Origin of the sequence: Nitrospirillum amazonense (genome assembly GCF_029594735.1) — a bacterium.
Classification (GTDB): Bacteria; Pseudomonadota; Alphaproteobacteria; order Azospirillales; family Azospirillaceae; genus Nitrospirillum; species Nitrospirillum amazonense.
In genome coordinates this window covers 182,199-202,896 of record NZ_JARPAF010000004.1, presented here as the reverse complement: position 1 = coordinate 202,896, position 20,698 = coordinate 182,199, and the positions used below count along the sequence as shown (strand labels likewise).

Genomic DNA, 20,698 nt, shown 5'->3' with positions numbered 1-20,698 from the left:
GAATGGCCAAAATAAGAATGGGAGGACCCAAGACGTGACCGAGATCCCCGCCGCCATCCCCGGCACACCCTCGGCGCCGGCGCGCCTGGCCGCCCTGCGCATCGGGCCGCTGCCCCTGCCCGTCTATATCGCGTTGTGCGCCGTCACCGTCCTGGCCGCCGTGTCCGGGCGCCTGCCCAATGATGTCATCGGCGGACTGTCGGTGCTGATGCTGACCGGTTTCCTGTTGGGGGAGCTGGGCGCCCGGCTGCCCGTGCTGCGCCATATCGGCGGCACCGCCATCCTGTGCCTGTTCGTGCCGGCGGCCCTGGTGGGTACCGGTGTCGCCGACCCGGCCATGATCAAGGCGGTGACCACCACCTTCAAGACCGCCAATTTCCAGTATTTCTACATCGCCTGCCTGGTGGCGGGCAGCATCTTGGGTATGCCGCACCGGGTGCTGGTCCAGGGTTTCCTGCGCATGTTCGTGCCCCTGCTGGGCGGCACGCTGGCGGCGCTGGGCACGGGAATCTGCGTCGGCCTGGCCTTCGGCTACGGTCCTGCCCACACCTTCTTCTTCATCCTGGTGCCCATCCTGGGCGGCGGCCTGGGCGAGGGCGTGCTGCCCCTGTCGGCGGGGTATGCCGAGATCCTGGGCCGGCCCCAGGCCGACCTGATGGGCATGATGGTGCCGGCGGCCCTGCTGGGCAATGTGGCGGCCATCATCGGCTGCGGCCTGCTGAACCGCTTCGGCCAGCGCAACCCGCGCTACAACGGCAACGGCATGCTGGTGCGCTCCGGCGCCGACCAGGACCTGCTGGCGGAGCGCGCGCCCGACCGGCCCATCGAGCTGCGCCTGATGGGGGCCGGGCTGCTGCTGGCCTGCGGCCTGTTCATCCTGGGCACGCAACTGGCGCCCCTGACCGGCATTCCCGCCCCCATCCTCATGATCGTGGGGTCCGCCCTTTTGAAGCTGACCCGCATCCTGCCGGCGGAGATGGAGCTGGGCGCCTATCAGATCAACCGCTTCATGTCGACCAACCTGACCTTCGCCATCCTGGTGGCCATGGGCGCCCTGCTGGTGTCGTGGCCGCAGCTGGTGGGGGCCTTCACGGTCGGCTATGTCGCCATCTGCACCGCCACCGTGGCCGCCATGATCGCCACCGGCTTCTTCATCGGTCACAAGATGCGCATGTACGCGGTGGAGGCCGCCATCGTCACCGCCTGCCACAGCGGCCTGGGCGGCACCGGCGACGTGGCCATCCTGTCGGCGTCCGACCGCATGGGCCTGATGCCCTTCGCCCAGATCTCCACCCGCATCGGCGGGGCCGCCATGGTGGTCATCGCCACCGTCCTGCTGCGAGCCCTGGGCGGCGTATCCTGAAGGGTGCGGAGGGAAGCGCCTAAGCGTCATTCCAACCGTGTAGAATGGTGGGCGCCGGTCAGCGGACATCTGGCCGGCCACGACACCGAACCGGGAGGAGACCAGCCATGACCGAGCCCAATCCACGCCATCCCCTGCCCCACCTGACGGTCTAGGGCGCCGCCGCCGCCATCGACTTCTATACCCGGGCCTTCGGCGCCACCGAGGCGAGCCGCCACCTGACACCGGATGGCCGCGTGCTCCACGCCAGCCTGGTGTTCCCCGATGGCGGCGTGCTGATGCTGAACGACGACTTCCCGGAATTTGCCGGCGGCCGCAGCCGCAGCCCCAAGGCGGTGGGCATCTGTTCCATCACCCTGCACATCACCGTGGCCGACGTGGACGCCGCCTGGGAACGGGCCGTCGCCGCCGGCGCCACCATCGCCATGCCCCTGGCCGATCAGTTCTGGGGCGACCGCTACGGCAAGCTGACCGACCCCTTCGGCCAGGACTGGTCGCTGTCCAGCCCCCGCCGCAAGCCGTCGGCGGAAGAGATGGCCGACGTCACGGCCAGGATGTTCCCGACCAAGGGCTGACCGCTTGGAGACTCATGCAGGCCCCCGTGTCGGCGCCGTATTATCCCACTGTGAGCACAGGCGCGCCGGCACGGGGACGCATAATCCGGAATTAGGGAAAGGTGGGCCTGCACCTGTCCCGCCCCATCAGCGGAGGCGGGCCGCAGGCCATAAACCTGCCACGTGCGGACGCCGCGGCATCGCCAGTCTGCTTCCGCGTCACCGCGACAGGAACGCGCCCGCACGCGCTTGCGCTTCATGTTCCAACGTGCGACACGCCTTTGGGGGCTGGTCCCGGACCGGCTGGGGGACCTGTGGTGGGTTTGATGCTGTTCGGTGGAAAGACTCGTCGCCAATGGGCGCTCGGCATCCTGCTCGGCTTTGTAGCCGCGACGGCACTTGCAGGCCCAACCGTGGCCGGCGCGGCAAGATGCCATCTCTATCCCGTCGGAACGCTGGGCCTGACCATGGATGGCAACGCGCCCCTGGTGGCCGTGGAGGTGAACGCACGGAAGGTCTTTCTGCTGCTGGATACAGGAGCCGCCACCGGTATGCTGACGGGCCCGGCCGCAAAACGACTCGGCCTCGCCCCGCATTGGGTGCCCAACCTGTACACCGAGGGTGTCGGTGGCCGCGTCGGCGTCGATGTGGCCAAGGTGAAGGAATTCAAGCTGGGGGAATGGACGGCCCACAACCTTGACTTCCCCGTTGCCGGTAACCACGATATCGGGTCGGTGCCGGACATAGTCGGCCTTTTGGGCGAAAGCTTCCTGTCGCAGTTCGACCTTGACCTGGATATCGCCCACAACGTCGTGAAGCTGTTCAAGCCCCAGGACTGCGACGAAACGGCACTAGCCTATTGGGGCGGTTCCTATATCGAGGCTGATATCGGTCGATCCAGCCAAGCCAATCCCAAGATTTGGCTGACGGTGGAGGTGAACGGCGTGGAGATTCGCGCGGCCCTGGATACAGGTGCCTACACCTCGGTGATGACGGAGCGGGCGGCGCAAAAAGCCGGCATCACCAAGGATAGCCCCGGCATCACCCGCACTGGCACGACCAGGGGCATAGGCGACAACGCCGTCGATGACTATATCGGCGTCTTCGACAGCTTCCGGCTTGGGGATGAGGAGATTAAACACGTCCGCCTGCGCTTTGGCGAACTGTTCAGCCATGGCGGGCGTGAGATGCCCGAAATGCTGCTGGGCCTGGACTTTCTACGTGCCCACCGCATGTTCGTCTCCCACAGCCAACGCAAGATTTATTTCTCGTATGTCGGCGGTCCGGTTTTCCAGGTGATGGGTCCACGCCTGCGCCGGGTGACGCCGGAGGCGGAACCGGCGGCGGAGGGCGAATCCCCCGCACCCCAGCCGGACGATAAAAAGCAGCCCTGAGCCGTATGCCCATCACCGCGCCAGGGCCTGCCCACCCTGGCGATTATGGTGAGCTGCCCGCAATGCCCCCCGGGGATTGAAATGCGCTGATCCAAGGCGCCAGGACGTTGCGCGACCTGTCACAACTCATCACAAGTCGCCGCGCAGTCAACAAATCGTAACGCTCACCCCCTTGCCCTATTGGAGAGAGGATGATAAGAGTCGTCACACAATAATCACAGCGCCATTTACTTGGGATGAACGGCCAATTAACTCGGCAAACCATCCTGATTTAACGTAAACGGCGCTTTAATGGCGATAATATTTCAGGCACTGCCGCCGCCTTCACCGGCCCCGTCTCATTCAAGACGGTGACACTTGTTGTGGCGGCATTGTCCTCATGCTCCGATGGGCCTACCCTCATGGACCCGCCCCTCAACCAACGGACAAGAGGGACCATGAGCGTCGAGACGACCGTCCCCACCCTTCCCTTGCAAAACAGCACCATCCCCGTTGGCTGGACCTACGGCGGCTTTTGGCGCCGGGCGCTCGCGGCCCTCATCGACACGTTGATCCTGTTCGTCGTCTCCCTGACCCTGGCCGTGGCTTTCGGCTATCCGCTCGCGCCGCAGATGTCGGCCGGATCCGGGGCATCACCGGTGGCCCTAGGCACGGCGACGGTGGTGAACATCGCGCTGTATCTGGGCTATCATACTTTGTTCGTCGCCAGCGGCATGCGGGCGACGCCGGGCAAGCGCTTCATGACCCTGGTCGTGGCCCGGCCTGATGGTGGACGGGTGGGCCCCGGCATCGCCTTCGCCCGCATCGGCGTGCAGGAACTGCTGACCCTGCCGCTGCTGCTGATGCAATCCCAGGCCAAGACGGCCCCCTTGCTGTATATGGTCGTGGTGCTGGTCTTCTTGGTGGCCCTGCCGGTCAACTACCTGATGGTTGCCTTTACCGACCAGAAAACCGCCGGCCACGACCGCATCTGCGGCACCCGCGTGTTCAAGACCCCGGATGAGTGGGTATGACCGCTGTGACACCCCACCTTGCCGCTGGTTTTCCCCGTTCTCGCCGCTAAGGTTAATGGCGGCGGGGGAAGGCCCGCGTGGAGGGAACGTGAATGGCAATCAATAAGATGGAAAGCGCCGGGGCGGGCGGCGAGGGGGTGCTGGCGCGCTGCGCCGTCGCCTTCACCCGCTGGGCGGAAAAATGGTTCCCCGACGCCTTCGTTTTCGTCGTCCTGGGGGTCATCATCGTCGCCGCCGGCAACCTGGTAACGGGCGCGCCGGTGGGTGCCGTCGCCACCGGCGTGGGCGATGGGTTCTGGTCCCTGATCCCCTTCACCATCCAGATGTCCATGGTGGTGATCACCGGCTATGTCGTGGCCAGCTCGCCGCCCGTGCTGCGGCTGATCGAATGGCTGGCGCGGGTGCCGGCCACCGGCCGGGGGGCGGTCGCCTTCACCGCCTTTGTCAGCATGGCGGCCTCCTACCTCAACTACGCCCTCAGCCTGGTGCTGGGCGCCTTGCTGGTGCGGGCGCTGGCCCGGCGCCAGGACATCCGTGTGGATTACCGCGCGGCGGGGGCGGCCGCCTACCTGGGCCTGGGCGCCACCTGGGCCCTGGGCCTCAGCTCCTCGGCCGCCATGCTGCAGGCCAACCCGGCCAGCCTGCCCAAGGCGGTGGCCGACATCACCGGCATCATCCCCCTGAGCCAGACCATCTTCCTCTGGCAGTCCATGGTGATGGGCCTGGTGATTCTGCTGGTGTCCGTCGCCATCGCCTATTATTCCGCCCCCGGCGACGCGCGGGCCCGCACCGCCGCCGACCTGGGCGTGGACGTAACGGAGGCCGCCGCCGAAAAAGGAAGCGCCACCCGGCCGGGCGATTGGCTGGAGCTGACGCCCATCCTGCCGCTGGTCATCGTGGCCCTGGGCGCCGGCTTCCTGGTGCATGAGTTCCAAAACAAACCGGCCCTCGGCGTCATCTCCAACCTCAACACCTACAATTTCTTCTTCATCATGCTTGGCCTGCTGCTGCACGGGCGGCTGCGCAGCTTCCTGGCCGCCGTGTCCAAGGCGGTGCCCAGCACCGCGGGCGTGCTGATCCAGTTCCCCTTCTATGGCGCCATCGCCCAGCTGCTGACCCAGGTGCCGGGGTCGGATGGGCAGTCCATCTCCCACCATCTGGCGCATCTGTTCGTCAGCCTGGCCAGCGGCAGCACCTTCCCCGTCGTCATCGGCATCTATTCCGCCATCCTGGGCTTCCTGGTGCCCTCGGGCGGCGGCAAATGGATCATCGAGGCGCCCTACGTCATGCAGGCCGCCATCGACGTGAACGCCCACAAGGGCTGGGCGGTGCAGGTCTACAACGCGGCCGAGGCCTTGCCCAACCTGATCAACCCCTTCTGGATGCTGCCGCTGCTGGGCGTGCTGGGCCTGAAGGCCAAGGATATTGTGGGCTTCAGCTTTACCCAGCTGCTGTTCCACCTACCTTTGGTGCTGTTCCTGCTGTGGCTGCTGGCGCCGGCGGCCTAGCCTCGCGCACCGGTAGCGGTGATTGTATAAAATGCCGCATCCACCCTCCATGAGTTGAGGGGATGGTGGATGCGATGCTACGGTGAGCGCACGCCCCTTCCTCGCTTGAGGCCCACGCCTGATGAAGACCACCCTCGTCCTGGCCACCGCTTTCCTGCTGCTGGCTGGCTGCGCCGCCCCGCCGGCCACTTCGCCAACCACATCCTACGATGCGGTCCAACGGGCGGCGGCGGCGGCGCCGGACGGTGTGTTCGACACCTATGCCCTGGAGGTGCGGGCCACAGGGCGTGAGCATGGTCACATCTATCTAAATTCGGAAATGGACTACCGTGACCAGCGCAACGTGACGGTCGAGATCTTGCCCACCGCCATCCCGGCTTTTCGCCAAGCCTACGGCCAGGACGCCGACACCTACCTACAAGGCCGGCGCATCCTGGTCAGCGGCGAAGCCAAGCGGGTAACCATCTGGTTCTTCGCCAACGGCAAGCAAACCGATAAATATTATTACCAGACACACATTCTGGTGGCCGACCCGAGCCAAATCCAGTTGGGTTCCTGAACCGGTCCGGATAAGTCTGAAGGGACGGGCGCCGTGTCGCCGTCAAATTGAACGGACGCTCCTCCGCCTTATCTTGGTGACGCGCTTATCGTCATTGGAGAGCCCTATGAAGACCGCCGCATTGTCGATTCTTGCCGCCGCGCTGCTGGCCGGCTGCGCCACCCAGCCGCTGACGCCTGAGGACGCCATCCACTACGCCGCCGCTGTGGCGCCGGACGTCTATTCCGATACCTATGTCATGGACGTGGTCGCGACCGGCCGGCAGAACGGCCGCATCTTCCTGAATTCGCAGGAGGACTATCGCGACCCGCACACCTTGACGATCGAGATCCTGCCCAGCGCCCTGCCCGCCTTCAAACAGGCCTACGGCGAGGATGCCGACGCCCATTTCAAGGGCCATCGCGTCACGGTGCTGGGTGAGGCGCGACGCGTCACCATCTGGTACCTGAACCAGAGCGGCGAGCGCACCGGCCAGTCCTATTACCAGACCCATATCGTGGTGTCCGATCCGGACCAGATCAAGATCGAGTCGTGACGGCCCCATATCGCCGTCCTATTCCGCCTGACGCCTTGCCAGGCCCGCGTCCCCTCGTGGAAGGTGGGGCATGGGATTTGGTGATGTAAGGATGCCCTCATGGCGGATGCAGATGCGATACCCGCCCCAATGATCGTGCCCACCCTGGGCGACGGCGGCGTCATTCTGCGGCCCTTGCGCCTGGATGATGTCGTCGCCCGCCTGGCCCTGGGCCGCGATCCGGAAATCCACCACCTGATGGGCTGGGACGGCAGCGGCGCGCCGGCAGGGTACACCCAGGCCGACGCCGACCTATGGATGGCCGACCAGCTGAAGTTCCCCTACAGCTGGGCCATAGCCCTGCCGGAGCCGGGGGCGCAGGGGGCGGACGGCCCCCTGCCTGACCGCATGGTGGGCAGCGTGCGCCTGGGCGGAGTGAACGACGCGCTGGCGCCGGGCCTGCGCACCGCCAGCCTGGGTATCGGCCTGCTGGACCCGGCGGTGCTGGACCGGGGGCTGGGCATGCGCGCGATGCGCCTGCTGTTCCCCTACGCCTTCGGTCCCCTGGGTCTGCACCGCATAGGCCTGCGCGTGCTGGCCATCAACACCCGCGCCGTCCATTGCTATGAAAAACTGGGCTTCCAGATCGAGGGACGGGAGCGGCAAACCTATTCCCTAATGGGCCAATGGCACGACAGCCTGGTCATGGGCCTGCTGGCCGAAGAATACCGAGGCTGACGCCACCGGCCACCATCCTGGCAAGGGCGGCCGGTGACCGTGGGCGCGGCAGGGCGCGGGCCGAGGCCAAACCAGCGGACGCCCCCGCCTTGGGCCTGTCAGGCGGCCAGCGCGGCCTGGATGGCCTTTTCCAGCTTCTCGGGCTTGGCCACCGGCGGATACCGCTTCACCTTGCCATCCTTGCCCACCAGGAACTTGGTGAAGTTCCACTTGATGGACTTGCTGCCCAGGAAACCGCGGGCGCGACCCTTCAGATGCTCATACAACGGCTCGGCCTTGTCGCCGTTGACCTCGACCTTGGCCAAGACGGGGAAGGTGACGTCGTAGGTCAGGGAGCAGAAGTTCTGGATTTCCTGGGCGTCACCCGGTTCCTGCTGGCCGAACTGGTTGCAGGGGAATCCCAGGATGACCAGCCCCTGGTCCTTGTACTTGCGGTACAGGGCCTCCAGCCCCTTGTACTGCGGGGTGAAGCCACACTTGCTGGCGACGTTGACCACCAGCACGACCTTGCCCTTGTAGGCCGCCATGTCCACCGGGCCGCCAGCCGCGTCCCGCACCGTGTAGTCGTAAACCGTGGCCATGGCCTTCCCCCGTTTCGTCCTGGCGGGAAGGCCCAAGGGTCCGGTGCCCCGGGGATTCCCGATCTTTCCCAAGGCTACAGGATGAATTATATTGTGCGCAAGGTAATTTGATTACACCAGCATGTTGACGGCGCTGATCTGCCCACCCTGGCCACCATCGTTGCTGGCGCTGCTGGCATCGCTGTCGCCCATTCCCGAACCGTCCTTGGCCGCCGCCTGGGTGGCCGGCGTCGTGGTCGTGGTGGTGGAGCCGTCGGAGTAGGTGACGGTGGTGGTGGTCGAGCCATCCGGCGCCGTGGTGGTGACCGTGCTGGTTACCGTCTTGGTCGAGGAGCTGCTGCTGGTGCCGCCGGCCGAGCCGCTGCTGTCCGACGATGCGGTGGACGATGACGCCGAAGACGACGCGCCGCCGGACGTGGTCCCCCCGCTCTGCAGGAGGGAGCTGAGCGAGACGGTCATGTTGGTGCCGGACGAGATGCTGGTCATGGCGATGATCCCCAAGGCTTGAACAGGCGCAGGGCGAAGCCCCCGCAGATTGGCCGGAAGCCAGGGTGATGCCGCCCCCGGCCCGCCGCCAGCGGTAAGAGGGCATGCGGTCCGCCTGCAAATTCCGCGACTGCCTTTGGCCTGTCCGCCGTTGCGGAAGGCAGTCGTTCGCAGCACTGCGATGAAATGATCGAATCCGGGCGGCGGATACGCGTGGCGACGGCCCCAATCACACGCTATATTCATCAGGATATAGCGTGTGATTGAAACGCGAGGGGGCAAGACAATGCATGAAATGTGGAGCCGGCGGATGCTGGGCCGGCTGGCGATGGCTGGCGCGACGGTGGCGGTCGCGATTGCCCTGGGCACCGCCACCGCCCTGGCCCAGGGCGGTGGCCCCCTGGTGTTCGCGGCCGCCAGCCTGAAGAACGCGCTGGACAACGCCAATGCCGCTTTCGTCGCCGGCGGGAGGCCCAAGGCCACCGTCACCTACGCCGCCAGTTCCGCGCTGGCCAAGCAGATCGAGGCGGGCGCCCCCGCCGACGTGTTCATCTCGGCTGACGAGGACTGGATGGACTATCTGGCCGGCAAGGGTCTGATCCAGCCCGCCACCCGCCGCGATCTGCTGGGCAACGATTTGGTGCTGGTGGCCCCCGCCGATGCCAAAACCACCATCGAGATCAAGCAGGGCTTCGCCCTGGACCAGGCACTGGATGCCGCGCAGAAGGGAGGCCGCCTGGCCGTGGGCGACACGGCCGCCGTGCCCGCCGGCAAGTACGCCAAGGCCGCCTTGCAGAAGCTGGGCGCCTGGGACAAGGTGCAGGACCGCCTGGCCCCGGCAGAGAACGTGCGCGCCGCCCTGGCCCTGGTGGCCCGGGGGGAGGCGCCGTTCGGCATCGTCTACAAGACCGACGCGGTGGCGGAACCGGGCGTGCGCATCGTCGCCACCTTCCCCGCCGACAGCCACGCCCCCATCCTCTATCCCATCGCCCTGGCCAAGGAGGCCACCAACGCCCAGGCGCGGGCCTTTCTGGATTTCCTGGCCGGCCCCAACGCGCGCCCCCTGTTCGAGGCGCAGGGTTTCACCGTACTGTCGGCGAAGTGATTCCTTCCTGACCGCTCGGCCCTCATGAACGACTTCGGTTTTGGTCCGGATGAGGTGGCGGCCATCCATCTCAGCCTGAAGGTGGCCATCTGGGCCACCCTGGCGTCGCTGCCCCCCGGCATCGCCGTGGCCCTGGCGCTGGCCCGTGGCCGGTTCTGGGGGCGGGATCTGTTGAATGGCCTTGTCCACCTGCCCTTGATCCTGCCCCCTGTGGTGACGGGCTATGCCCTGTTGCTGCTGATGGGGCGCCAGGGCTGGGTGGGCAAGCCCCTGGCCAGCATCGGCATCGTCTTCGCCTTCAACTGGACGGGCGCGGCGCTGGCCGCCGGCGTCATGGGCTTCCCCCTGATGGTGCGGGCCATCCGCCTGTCCATCGAGGCGGTGGACACCAGGCTGGAGCAGGCGGCCGGCACCCTGGGCGCGCCACCCCTGTGGGTGTTCGCCACGGTGACCCTGCCCCTGATGCTGCCCGGCGTGCTGGCCGGCGCGGTGCTGGCCTTCGCCAAGGCGCTGGGCGAATTCGGCGCCACCATCACCTTCGTCTCCAACATCCCCGGCCGCACCCAGACCCTGTCGGGCGCCATCTACGCCTATACCCAGTCGCCCGGCGGCGACGCCGGCGCCCTGCGCCTGGTGGCGGTCTCGGTGGTGCTGTCGCTGATGGCATTGCTGCTGTCGGAAGCGCTGGCGCGCAGCGTCAGCCGGCGCATCGGCGGGGTGGCGTGAATGAGCGCGCCGCCCGCCCTTGACCTTGATGTAACCCTGCGCCAAGGCGCTTTCGATCTGGTGGCGCAAATGACGGCCGGCCGGGGCCTGACCGTGCTGTTCGGCCAGTCAGGTTCAGGCAAGAGCACGCTGATCGACCTGGTGGCGGGCCTGAAGCGTCCAGACCGGGGCCGCATCGCCGTGAATGGCGTGCCCCTGGTGGATACGGCGGCCGGCCTGTGGCTGCCACCCCATCGCCGCCGCGTCGGTTATGTCTTCCAGGAGGCCCGGCTGCTGCCCCACCTGACGGTGCGGCAGAACCTGCTGTATGGCCGCTGGTTCGCCCGCCGCCATGTGGCGGCGGAGGCGCCTACGCTGGACTCGGTTACCGACCTGCTGGGAATCGGCCCCCTGCTGGCCCGCCGTCCCACCACCCTGTCGGGTGGGGAGAAGGCGCGCGTGGCCCTGGGCCGCGCCCTGCTGGCGGCCCCGCGCATCCTGCTGATGGATGAGCCGCTGGCGGCATTGGATGAGGCGCGCAAGGCCGAGATCCTGCCCTATCTGGAACGGCTGCGCGACCACGCCGGCCTGCCCATCCTGTACGTCACCCACGCGGTGGCGGAGGTCGCGCGCCTGGCCACCACGGTGGTGATGGTAGACCAGGGGCGGGTGCGCGCCGTGGGCACCCCGTCCACCCTATGGTCCCGTCCCGACCTGATGGACCTGACCGGCGGGGCGGAGGCGGGGTCGCTGCTGGACGCCGTGGTGGGGGCCTGCACGGATGACGGGTTGTTCCAGCTGGACACCCCCGCCGGCCGCATCCTGGTGCCCCATCTGCCGGCCCACCTGGCGCCGGGCGCCCGCACGCGCCTGCGCATCCCCGCCCGCGACGTGCTGCTGTCCGACAGGGCGCCTCAGGGCCTGTCGGCCCTGAACATCCTGCCCGGCATCGTCGCCGACGTACGAGAGGACGCGGATGGCAGCCGGGTGGTGCGCCTGGAATGCGTGGGCGCCCCCGTGCTGGCCCGCGTCACCCGTACCAGCGCCGACACCCTGGGTATCGCACCGGGCCAGCCCCTGTGGGCCATCGTCAAGGCCGTGGCCTTGGGAAGTTAGGGCAGCGGTTCGTAGCTAACAAAGGCGAAGCGCTGGCTGTCCGGCGACCAGGAATTGACATTCAGGGAGCCCTGGCCGCCGAAGAAGGTCAGCAGGCTGCGGATGGGGGCGTCGGCCTTGGGCGTCCCGTCGCCCGGCAGATCCATCAGGCGCAGTTGCACACCGGGGATGCGGCCGTCATGCGTCCTGGTGCCGGCGGGGAAGGACAGCATCAGCAGGTGGCGCCCATCCGGCGAGGGGTGGGGGAACCAGTCCTCCAGCGCGTCGTGTGTCACCCGCTGCGCCCGCGACTCCTTGGGCCCCGCGCCATCGGCCGGCAAACGCCAGATGTCCCAGCCATCCTGGCGGTCGGAATTGATGTAGATCCAGCGCCCATCGGGGCTGTAGTCCGGGCCGTCGTCGCTGGCGGCGATGTTGGTCAGGCGCTGTTCGGCGCTTCCATCCACCGGGCCGTCCACCGGCACGCGGTAGAGGTTGTAGGTCTGGGCGCCGTCGCGCTTGGCGACGAAGGACAGCCACTGGCCATCCGGCGACCAGCCGTGGAAATAGCTGGGTGTCGCGGGCGTCATGCGCCGCGCGTCCCCGGTCCTGGCCACGCCGTCCTTGCCCACCACATAGACGAAGCTATCGCGCATGGACCCCACCCCGCAGGATGCGGCGATCTTGTCCCCGATGCGGGTATAGGCCTTGTCGTTGTTGCAGCGCAGGTCGCCCATGGGGATGGCCTTCGGATGGCCGGCGTCCGGCCCCGCGACTGGGATGCGGTAGAGGACGCCCTGGCTGTTGGCCAGCAGCGACCGGCCATCCGGCGCCCAGTTTGGCGCTTCCCACACCGTATCGTCGGTGAAAAGCACCGTGGTCTTGCCGCTGGCGATGTCGAACAGCGTGATGCGGCTGCGGAAATGGTCGTTGTCGGCCGCATGGGCGATGACGGCCGTGGCCATGGCGGCGACGAACGTCGCGAAGCCGGCGAAACGCATGGGTGTCCCTCCTGCCAATTCTTATGGTGGGAGGGATAACATGAGGGCCGCGCGGTGTCTTCTGACAACGCTGTCCAACCGGCCGCTTGCGACCTTAGGCGCCGGGTGGCCGCAGGCGGCCGGCCAAACCGGCGCGGATGTCGGCCGTGGCCTCGGCTGCCGCCTTTTCCATGGCGCGATAAGCCGCCACCAGCTCATGCCCGAACTCCGTCAGGGCAGCGCCGCCGCCCCCGCCGCCGCCTACCTGGGTGGTGACCGAAGGCTGGACGAAGGTCTGGTTCAGGGCGTCGACCAGTTGCCAGGCGCGGCGGTAGGACATGCCCATGGCCCGCCCGGCGGCGGAGATGGAGTGGTGCTCGGCGATGGCTTCCAGCAGACGAATCTTGCCGGGGCCGACGGCGCCCTGGTCACCGAAATCAATGCGGAGGGTGAGGCGGTTCATGGGGGCGCATTGAATCGCGGGCGGCGCCCGCCCGCAAGGGGCATGCGCGGGACCCGAATGGAAAACCGTCACGGCCATAAAACCCGGGTAAAAAGGCGATTGATAGTTTAATCCAACTATATTAGTTTGTTTAAACTATGAAAGCGGAACTCCTCATCCTGGGCGTGCTGCAGGGCGGCGACCTGCACCCCTATGAAATCAAGCGCCGGCTGACGGCGGCCCATGTCGACCATTACATCGACGTGGACGTGGGCACGCTGTACTACGCCGTGCGCAGCCTGGCGCGCGACGGCCTGATCGAGGCCAAGGGGGTGGAGGCGGTGGCCCGCGGGGGCGAGCGCACCACCTATGGCCTGACACCCGCCGGCCGCGCCCGGTTCCACGCCCTGATGGCGGAACGGCTGGCCGACGTCTCGCCCCGCTATCACCCGCTCTATCCCGCGCTGATGTTCCTGCACCACGCCGATCCCGACGCGGTGGCGGACGCGCTGCGCCAACGCCTGGCCGTGCAGCGGGACTATCACCGTCCCCTGAAGGCCTTGGCCGACTATCTGGCGCCCGTCCAATCCACCGGCATGCGGGCCATCCTGGAAAACGGCCTTGCTCACCTGGAAACGGAGAACGCATGGCTGGCCAAGCTGCTGGAAACCATCGAGGCAGGCGACATCCGTCCGCCCGACTATGACCGGGCGCGCCTGATGGCACTGTTTCCGGCGGGTCAGCCGCCCTTACCCCCGGGATATGCCCAGGCGCCCCCGCCAGTACCCCCGCTGCCGGTGCCCCCGCTGCCGGCCAAAACCAGACGTCCCCGGGCGGCCAAGCCCGCCAAACCCCCGTTGTCCTGAGGCAAGCCCATGTCCGCCAAGACAAAGCCGAAGCGTCCGCCCAATCCCCTCATGCACAATCGCAATTTCCTGTGGCTGTTGGGTGGCGGCGTCATTTCCATGCTGGGCGACCAGTTCAGCCTGCTGGCCATGCCGTGGCTGGTGCTGGCCGTGACCAACGACACCCTGGCTATGGGCCTGGTGCTGGGCCTGATCAGCCTGCCGCGCGCCGTGTTCCTGCTGGTGGGTGGGGCGCTGGTGGACCGCTATCCCGCGCGCAGCGTGCTGCTGCTGACCAAGTACGTGAACGCCGTGCTGCTCGGCGGATTGGGCGCCGGGGTGCTGACCGGCACCCTGACCATTCCCGTGCTGTGCGGGGTGGCTTTCGGCATCGGCCTGGCCAGCGCCTTCAGCATCCCGGCCGGCACCACCATCCTGCCCCGGGTAATCCCGGGCGACCAACTGCAGGCCGCCAACGGCATGATGATGGGCCTGCGCCAGGCCACCTTGCTGCTGGGCCCGCTCATGGCCGGTGGCCTGATCGCCGTGGTGGGCGGCAGCGGCAAGGCCGCCGCGTCGGGGGCGCCCAGCGACCTGGCCGGTCTGGGCGCCGCCTTCCTGGTGGATTGCGCCACCTTCGTCATCTCCGCCCTCACCCTGTACCAGGTGCGCATGCTGACCCTGCCGGGTGACACCCCGGCGCGGAAGGGGGAAAGCCTGGGCGCCGTCTTCCGCTCCATCGGCGACGGCATCCTCCATTTCTGGCGGGATCCAGAGCTCAGGGCCCTGTGCCTGTATTTCTCGGCCACCACCTTCTTCATCGGCGGGCCCTTGCAGGCGGTGCTGCCCGTCTTCGCCCGCGACCGGCTGGCGGACGGCGCCGATGGCTTCGGGCTGATGATGGGGCTGCACGGCGTGGGCACCCTGGTGGGCATGACGGTATCGGGCGCCCGGCCCAACTTCCGCCTGCGCACGCTGGGCGCCACCATCCTGTTGATCGACAGCCTGGTGGCCCTGGTGTTCATGCCCATGGGCCTAGCCCAGCATACCTGGCAGGCGGCCCTGCTGATGGCCATCGCCGGCTGCCTGGCGGGCTTCATCCAGATCGGCGTCTTCACCTGGATCCAGCGCCGCATACCACCCGCCATGCTGGGCCGGGGCATGAGCCTGTTCATGTTCATCGTCATGAGCCTGGCGCCCCTGTCGTCAGCCCTGTGCGGCTGGCTCATGCGCTACGTCCCGCCGCAGGTCATGTTCCTGGGCAGCGGCCTGGCGCTGTGGGGCATCGTCGCCCTAGGCCTGACGTCGAAGTCGCTGCGCGCCATCGCCATGCCGGTCCGCACGCCGCCGGCGGCGGCACCGGCGGAGACGCCCATCGAAAACCCCGCAGCGGTGTAGCGCGCCCCGGCGGGGGGCTAGCCCGAACGGCCCTCTCCGTTTGGCAGCCTCCCCCCGGCGGGGGGCCGATGTTAGGGTATGCAACGTCCCGACCGACCTCTTCTTCCCCGAAGGAACGGCCAGATGACGCCACCCGACATCCCCGATACCGATCTTCAGATCACCGAGCCGGCGCGCGTCCTGTACAGCCAGGATCCCGATGGGGCGGCCGCCCGCATGCGCCATCTGTTCCAGGCCGGCACGGCGGGCCAGGCGGCGGACTGCCGCGCGCTGGCGGAACTGCTGCTGAACGCCGCCACCGACATGACGGCGGGTGACGCGCTGGCGGTGGAGGCCATCCTGGACCGCCAGCCGCCGGAAATGCGCGGCTGGCTGTTGCAGCGCGCGGCGGCCCTGGCGGCGGCAAGCGGTGTGGTGCGGCATAAGATCGCCAGCGCCGCCAACCTGCAATGACGCGGGCGGTCACCGCACCGCCACCATCGTTAAGGAATTGGTAGGTAATCCGGGCGGACAATACCTTGCTCCGCCCGGTTCTTTGTTCGCCCCTTCCCGGCGGATCTTCCCCGCAGCGCCGCCGCCAGGAAGCGATGTCCGGTACCCCCGCCGCAGTCCGTTGCCCCCACGCACCCCGCCCCGTGCGGCTGGCGGCGCTGTGCCTGGGCGCCTTGCTTGGGACGGTGCCAGCGGCCCTGGCGGGAGAGGCGGCGGTATCCCTGACGCTGATCACCGAGGAAAACCCGCCGCTGAACTATACCGACCCCGCCACCGGACGGTTGACGGGCATCATGGGCGATTTGCTGCCGTCGCTGATGACGGCGGCGGGCATCGCCTATCAGGTGCAGGTCATGCCGTGGCGCCGCGGCTATCACACGGTGCAGGAGGTGCCGGGAACCTGCCTGTTCGCGGTGAACCAGACACCAGAGCGGCAGACCCAATTCCAGTGGGTGGCACCCATCGCGCAAGGCGGCGCCGCCCTGTTCGCCCGGGCGGACTGGCTGCACTACGATCGCGCACATCCCGACGGCACCCACACCCTGGCCAGCCTGGATGAGGTGAAGACCCTGGCCGCCGAGGCGCAGGCGCGGGGAACGCCCCTGTCCATCCTGGTGCCAGTGGGCACCATGCTCGCCACCACCCTGCGCGACCAGGGGCTGGACATCACCGAGGTGTCGCTGGCGAACCAGATGCCCATGTTGGCCGCCGGGCGCGCCGACCTAGCCGCTGCCGGCGCCATCAGCGGCCGCTGGCTGGCCCGCCAGGCGGGGGTGGCGATCGAGCCAGTGCTGACCTTCAGCGTGGCCCCGGTGGGTATCGCCTGCAACCTGGGCACCGACCCCGCCCTGGTGACCCGTCTGCGCACGGCGCTGGAGGGCTTGCGACGCGACGGCACGCTGGACCGCGTGATCCGGAACTATCAGTAAAGCTTGGCGGTTTCCCCCGTTGCCCTGCCGCCCGCGTCCGTGTCATTCAGGCGGAACCCAAGGGCTGGCACGAGGAAACAGGCATGGCCAAGATCGTGGTGACCGGGGCCACCGGGTTCGTGGGCCGCGCCTTGCTGCCCCGGTTGCTGGCCGGCGGGCATGAGGTCATCGCCGTGGTGCGCAACGCCGGCGTGAGCCTGCCCACGGGCGTGACCGCGGCACCCGTGGGTGACCTGGCCGGCCCGGTGAACTGGGCCCCGGTGCTGGAGGGGGCGCAAGCCTTGGTCCACCTGGCGGGCTTGGCGCATCAGCGCAACGTCACGCCGACCGCGCTGCAGGCCCTGAACGTCACCGCCACCGTGCGCCTGGCCCAGGCGGCGCAGGCGGCGGGGCTGCGTCGCCTGGTCTATGTCAGCAGCGTCAAGGCCCAGGGCGACCACAGCCCCGGCCGCCCCCTGACGGAACTGGATCCCGCCCTGCCGGAGGACGCCTATGGGCAGTCCAAGCGTGCGGCGGAAGAGGCCCTGACCACGCTATGCCCGCCGGACGGCCCCCTTTCGCTGGTCATCCTGCGGCCGCCTCTGGTTCATGGACCGGGGGTGAAGGCCAACATGGCGGCCTTGCTGCGCCTAGCCACGCGCTGGCCCCTGGTGCCCCTGGGCGGCATCGCCAACCGGCGCAGCCTGGTCAGCCTCGACACTTTGGCCGATGCCATCACCCGGGCGGTGGAACGGGTCGGGATCACCGGTACCTTCCTGGTCGCCGATCAGCCCGCCCTGTCCACCAGCGGTCTGGTGGCCACCTTGGCCGCCGCCGCCGGCAAGCGGCCGTGGCTGGTTCCCCTGCCGGCGGTGTTCTGGAGCCTGGCCGGCCGCCTTCCCCGCCTGTCCAGTATCGCCGACCGCCTGACGGGATCGCTGGAGATCGATGATGCGGCCTTCCGTGCCGCCTTCGACTGGCAGCCGCCGCTGAACCAGGACGAGGCCCTGGCCCGCACGGTGCGGGCCTATTTGCACGGGACGCGGCCTAGCCTTTGAACAACCCAGCCACCCAGTCGACAAATACCCGCACGCGCGGCGACAGCTGCCGGTTGTGGGGATAAAGGACGGAGACGGGAATGGGCGGCGGCGGGTAGAGGGACAGCACCTCCACCAGCCGTCCCAACGCCAGATCCGGGCCCAGGTGATAGCGCGGCGTCTGGATCAGACCCAGACCCAGGCGGGCAACCTCCGTGAAGCTTTCAGCGCTGGCGACGCTGATCCGCCCCGGCAGGGTCAGGCTGCGCACCTCATCCCCCACCATGAATTCGAAGGGGAAGGGCCGGCCGGTGGCGGACGAGACGAAGTTCACCGCCTGGTGCCCGTTGGCCAGGTCGTCGGGCGTGGCGGGTACGCCGTGACGCTCCAGATACGGGGGGCTGGCCACGGTGGCCTGGGGCATCAGGCCGACGCGGCGGGCAATCAGGGCACTGTCGCGCGGCTCGCCCGCGCGCAACACGCAGTCCACGCCCTCACGCACCAGGTCCACCAGGCGGTCGCCCTCACTGATGTTCAGGTCCAGGCCAGGATGGCGGGCCAGGAAATCCGGCAGGGCGGGGAACAGGAAGTGCCGCGCCAGCTTGCCATGCACATCCACGCGCAACAGGCCCTTGGGATCGGTGGCGCGGAAGGCGCCCTCCGCCTCCTCCACATCCGCCAGCAGGCGCAGGCAACGCTGGTAGAAGGCTTCGCCATCCAGCGTGGGACTGACTTGCCGCGTGGTGCGGTTCAGCAGCCGCGTGCCCAGCCGCCCCTCCAGTTGTTGCAGGGTGTGGGTCACCGTCGCCCGGGGCATGCCCAGATCCTCCGCCGCCGCGGTGAAGCTGCGCCGTTCCACGATGCGGGTGAAGACGCGCATGGCGTCGAAGCGGTCCATGGGCTACCGGCCTATTGTTGATCATTTTTGGATAATGATGGCAAACATAGACCATTTATCCAGGATCAGCTAGGGCGCACCTTTTCTTCATCGACTGCAGCGGCCCGCGACGGTGCGGGCCCGAACCGAAGGAAAGGATCACGTCATGACCACGAACACGAACGGCAAGAAGGTCGCGCCCAAGGTCGCGCTGGTGACCGGTGCGTCCCGCGGCATCGGCGCCGCCATCGCTGAACGGCTGGGCCGCGACGGCCACACCGTCATCATCAACTACGCCGGCAGCGCCACCGCCGCCGAGGCCGTGGCCGCCAAGATCGAGGCCGCCGGCGGCCGCGCCCTGACCGTGCAGGCCGACGTGGCCGACGCCGCCGCGGTGAAGACCATGTTCGATCGGGTGGAGGCCGCGTTCGGTGGCGTCGACATCCTGGTCAACAACGCCGGCATCATGCCGTTGGGCGCCATCGCCGACGTGGGCGACGACGCCTTCGACAAGCTGATGGACGTCAACCTGAGGGGCACCTTCAACACCCTGCGCGAGGCGGCGCAGCGTCTGCGCGAAGGTGGCCGGGTCATCAACCTCTCCTCCAGCATCGTCGGACTGTACCCGCCCACGTACGGCGTGTACGCGGCCACCAAGGCGGCGGTGGAGGCCCTGACCGTGGTCATGGCGCGGGAAATGCGCGGCCGGTCCATCACCGTGAACGCCATCGCCCCCGGCCCGACCGCCACCGACCTGTTCCTGAACGGCAAGCCGCAGGAGGTGGTGGACCGGCTGGCCAAGCAGGCCCCGCTGGAGCGCCTGGGCCAGCCCGAGGATATCGCCGCCGCGGTTGCCTTCCTGGCCGGCCCGGATGGCGCCTGGATCAATGGCCAGGTGCTGCGCGCCAATGGCGGCATCATCTGAACCGGCACCTGAGGGAATGAGGAGCATGCGATCATGAGCCAAGTCATCGTCATCACCGGCGCCTCCAGCGGGTTCGGCGCCCTGGCCGCCCGCGCCCTGGCCCAGGCCGGCCATACCGTCTACGCCACCATGCGCGACACCCGGGGCCGCAACGCCCCGCAGGTGGAAAAGGCCAAGGCCTACGCCGCCGAGCATGGCGTGGATCTGCGCACGGCGGAAATGGACGTGCAGTCCGACGCCTCGGTCGAGGCCGCCGTCGCCCAGATCATCAAGGAGGCCGGCCGCCTTGACGTCATCGTGCACAACGCCGGCCACATGTCCTTCGGCCCGGCCGAGGCCTTCACCCCGGAGCAGTACGCGCAGCTGTTCGACATCAACGTGCTGAGCACCCAGCGGCTGAACCGCGCGGCGTTGCCGCACCTGCGGCGCCAGGGCAAGGGCCTGGTGGTGTGGGTGTCCAGCAGCAGCACCCGGGGCGGCACCCCGCCCTATCTGGCGCCCTATTTCGCCGCCAAGGCCGCCATGGACAGCCTGGCCGTCAGCTACGCCTCGGAACTGACCCGCTGGGGCATCGAGACGGCCATCATCGTCCCGGGCGCCTTCACCAAGGGCACCAACCACTTCGCCCATTCGGGATCGCCGGCCGACACGGACCGCGCCGCCGAATACAACCAGGGACCCTACGCCGATGTGCCGGATCGCGCGCTGAAAGGCCTGGCGGCGCTGGAGCCGCCGGACGCCGACGCCGCCAGCGTGGCCGAGGCCATCGTGCGGGTGGTGGATCTGCCCCATGGCAAGCGCCCCTTCCGCACCCACATCGACCCGTCGCAGGACGGGGCGGAGGTGGTGAACGGCGTCGCCGACCGGGTGCGGGCCGAAATGTTCCGCCGCATCGGGCTGGAGGATCTGCTGTCGCCCAAGGCGTAAACCTGGGCCACCCAACCCGGTGCCCACAGTTTCCTAAACCAACCCGCGTAGACCGGATGGGGGTGCCTTAGTACTAGGGCACCCCTTTTTGTCATGGGCAAGCAGAGCCCCAGAATTCACCCGCCTTTCCGCCTACGTCGGACTGCTTCATGACAGGTGGCGGTGCCCATGCTAGCGTTCCACCTGTGATTGGTGATTTGCAGTCCCATTTCCTGATCCGTGAAAAAGACTTGGGGGCGTCGTTGAAACCCT

General features: G+C 68.1%; 23 protein-coding genes. 18 read left to right on the top strand and 5 right to left on the bottom strand.

Features of this window, described 5'->3' with window-relative positions; translation table 11 throughout:
- Window positions 1-34: 34 nt before the first annotated feature.
- The 8 genes from P5F91_RS21680 to P5F91_RS21645 all read left to right on the top strand — a co-directional run bounded on the left by P5F91_RS21680 (window position 35) and on the right by P5F91_RS21645 (window position 7,643).
- The gene (locus tag P5F91_RS21680) at window positions 35-1,363 is read left to right on the top strand and encodes a 2-hydroxycarboxylate transporter family protein (RefSeq protein ID WP_277908235.1); all 1,329 of its coding nucleotides are present in this window, start codon (window positions 35-37) and stop codon (window positions 1,361-1,363) included.
- Window positions 1,364-1,533: 170 nt separating this feature from the next.
- Window positions 1,534-1,938: a VOC family protein gene (locus P5F91_RS21675; protein WP_277908935.1), complete on the top strand. Its 405-nt coding sequence runs from the start codon at window positions 1,534-1,536 to the stop codon at window positions 1,936-1,938.
- Window positions 1,939-2,039: 101 nt separating this feature from the next.
- Window positions 2,040-3,311 carry an aspartyl protease family protein gene (locus tag P5F91_RS21670; RefSeq protein ID WP_277908234.1) on the top strand — a complete coding sequence of 424 codons (1,272 nt, stop codon included), beginning with the start codon at window positions 2,040-2,042 and terminating at the stop codon, window positions 3,309-3,311.
- A gap of 437 nt (window positions 3,312-3,748) precedes the next feature.
- On the top strand, window positions 3,749-4,324 hold the full coding sequence (locus P5F91_RS21665; RefSeq protein ID WP_277908233.1) for an RDD family protein: 576 nt from the start codon (window positions 3,749-3,751) through the stop codon (window positions 4,322-4,324).
- Between the two features lie 92 nt (window positions 4,325-4,416).
- Window positions 4,417-5,832 (top strand): short-chain fatty acid transporter, encoded by a 1,416-nt coding sequence (locus P5F91_RS21660; RefSeq protein WP_277908232.1) that lies wholly within the window; start codon window positions 4,417-4,419, stop codon window positions 5,830-5,832.
- A gap of 121 nt (window positions 5,833-5,953) precedes the next feature.
- Complete coding sequence (locus P5F91_RS21655; RefSeq protein WP_145608756.1) at window positions 5,954-6,391, top strand: hypothetical protein; 438 nt, start codon at window positions 5,954-5,956, stop codon at window positions 6,389-6,391.
- Window positions 6,392-6,497: 106 nt separating this feature from the next.
- On the top strand, window positions 6,498-6,926 hold the full coding sequence (locus P5F91_RS21650; protein ID WP_145608757.1) for a hypothetical protein: 429 nt from the start codon (window positions 6,498-6,500) through the stop codon (window positions 6,924-6,926).
- A 99-nt stretch (window positions 6,927-7,025) separates the two neighbouring features.
- Entirely contained in the window at window positions 7,026-7,643 is a 618-nt protein-coding gene (locus tag P5F91_RS21645) for a GNAT family N-acetyltransferase (RefSeq protein ID WP_277908231.1), read from the top strand.
- 98 nt (window positions 7,644-7,741) lie between these two features.
- On the opposite strand, the gene P5F91_RS21640 is transcribed toward P5F91_RS21645, so the two are convergent.
- Together P5F91_RS21640 and P5F91_RS21635 are read right to left on the bottom strand one after the other, a co-directional pair.
- Complete coding sequence (locus P5F91_RS21640; RefSeq protein WP_145618319.1) at window positions 7,742-8,224, bottom strand: glutathione peroxidase; 483 nt, start codon at window positions 8,222-8,224, stop codon at window positions 7,742-7,744.
- Window positions 8,225-8,335: 111 nt separating this feature from the next.
- Window positions 8,336-8,710 (bottom strand): hypothetical protein, encoded by a 375-nt coding sequence (locus P5F91_RS21635; RefSeq protein WP_145608760.1) that lies wholly within the window; start codon window positions 8,708-8,710, stop codon window positions 8,336-8,338.
- 286 nt (window positions 8,711-8,996) lie between these two features.
- On the opposite strand from P5F91_RS21635, the gene modA reads away from it, so the two are divergent.
- Genes modA through modC form a run of 3 tightly spaced genes read left to right on the top strand, consistent with a single transcriptional unit; the run spans window position 8,997 to window position 11,636 of the window.
- Complete coding sequence (gene modA / locus P5F91_RS21630) at window positions 8,997-9,815, top strand: molybdate ABC transporter substrate-binding protein (protein ID WP_246134193.1); 819 nt, start codon at window positions 8,997-8,999, stop codon at window positions 9,813-9,815.
- Window positions 9,816-9,839: 24 nt separating this feature from the next.
- Window positions 9,840-10,541 (top strand): molybdate ABC transporter permease subunit, encoded by a 702-nt coding sequence (gene modB, locus P5F91_RS21625; RefSeq protein ID WP_145608761.1) that lies wholly within the window; start codon window positions 9,840-9,842, stop codon window positions 10,539-10,541.
- Window positions 10,542-11,636: a molybdenum ABC transporter ATP-binding protein gene (modC, locus tag P5F91_RS21620; protein WP_145608762.1), complete on the top strand. Its 1,095-nt coding sequence runs from the start codon at window positions 10,542-10,544 to the stop codon at window positions 11,634-11,636.
- Here modC and P5F91_RS21615 read toward each other — a convergent pair.
- Together P5F91_RS21615 and P5F91_RS21610 are read right to left on the bottom strand one after the other, a co-directional pair.
- Entirely contained in the window at window positions 11,633-12,616 is a 984-nt protein-coding gene (locus P5F91_RS21615) for a TolB family protein (RefSeq protein WP_145608763.1), read from the bottom strand. The two genes, modC and P5F91_RS21615, sit on opposite strands and share 4 nt — an antisense overlap.
- A gap of 94 nt (window positions 12,617-12,710) precedes the next feature.
- Window positions 12,711-13,058 (bottom strand): winged helix-turn-helix domain-containing protein, encoded by a 348-nt coding sequence (locus P5F91_RS21610; RefSeq protein WP_145608764.1) that lies wholly within the window; start codon window positions 13,056-13,058, stop codon window positions 12,711-12,713.
- Window positions 13,059-13,195: 137 nt separating this feature from the next.
- On the opposite strand from P5F91_RS21610, the gene P5F91_RS21605 reads away from it, so the two are divergent.
- The 5 genes from P5F91_RS21605 (at window position 13,196) to P5F91_RS21585 (ending at window position 17,738) form a co-directional block, all read left to right on the top strand.
- Window positions 13,196-13,903: a PadR family transcriptional regulator gene (locus P5F91_RS21605; protein ID WP_145608765.1), complete on the top strand. Its 708-nt coding sequence runs from the start codon at window positions 13,196-13,198 to the stop codon at window positions 13,901-13,903.
- 9 nt (window positions 13,904-13,912) lie between these two features.
- Window positions 13,913-15,280 carry an MFS transporter gene (locus P5F91_RS21600; RefSeq protein ID WP_145608766.1) on the top strand — a complete coding sequence of 456 codons (1,368 nt, stop codon included), beginning with the start codon at window positions 13,913-13,915 and terminating at the stop codon, window positions 15,278-15,280.
- Window positions 15,281-15,403: 123 nt separating this feature from the next.
- Complete coding sequence (locus P5F91_RS21595; RefSeq protein WP_186454529.1) at window positions 15,404-15,733, top strand: hypothetical protein; 330 nt, start codon at window positions 15,404-15,406, stop codon at window positions 15,731-15,733.
- A 134-nt stretch (window positions 15,734-15,867) separates the two neighbouring features.
- Complete coding sequence (locus P5F91_RS21590) at window positions 15,868-16,701, top strand: substrate-binding periplasmic protein (protein WP_145608768.1); 834 nt, start codon at window positions 15,868-15,870, stop codon at window positions 16,699-16,701.
- 83 nt (window positions 16,702-16,784) lie between these two features.
- Window positions 16,785-17,738, top strand: a complete 954-nt coding sequence (locus P5F91_RS21585; RefSeq protein WP_145608769.1) for an NAD-dependent epimerase/dehydratase family protein — start codon at window positions 16,785-16,787, stop codon at window positions 17,736-17,738.
- Here the strand turns inward: P5F91_RS21585 and P5F91_RS21580 are convergent.
- Window positions 17,728-18,615, bottom strand: a complete 888-nt coding sequence (locus tag P5F91_RS21580; RefSeq protein ID WP_145608770.1) for a LysR family transcriptional regulator — start codon at window positions 18,613-18,615, stop codon at window positions 17,728-17,730. The genes P5F91_RS21585 and P5F91_RS21580 overlap by 11 nt on opposite strands.
- 145 nt (window positions 18,616-18,760) lie before the next feature.
- Here P5F91_RS21580 and P5F91_RS21575 point away from each other — a divergent pair, with 145 nt between their 5' ends.
- Window positions 18,761-19,519, top strand: coding sequence for an SDR family oxidoreductase (locus tag P5F91_RS21575; RefSeq protein WP_145608771.1), 759 nt, complete (start codon window positions 18,761-18,763; stop codon window positions 19,517-19,519).
- Window positions 19,520-19,552: 33 nt separating this feature from the next.
- Window positions 19,553-20,446 carry an SDR family oxidoreductase gene (locus P5F91_RS21570; RefSeq protein ID WP_211106818.1) on the top strand — a complete coding sequence of 298 codons (894 nt, stop codon included), beginning with the start codon at window positions 19,553-19,555 and terminating at the stop codon, window positions 20,444-20,446.
- Window positions 20,447-20,698 lie beyond the last annotated feature (252 nt).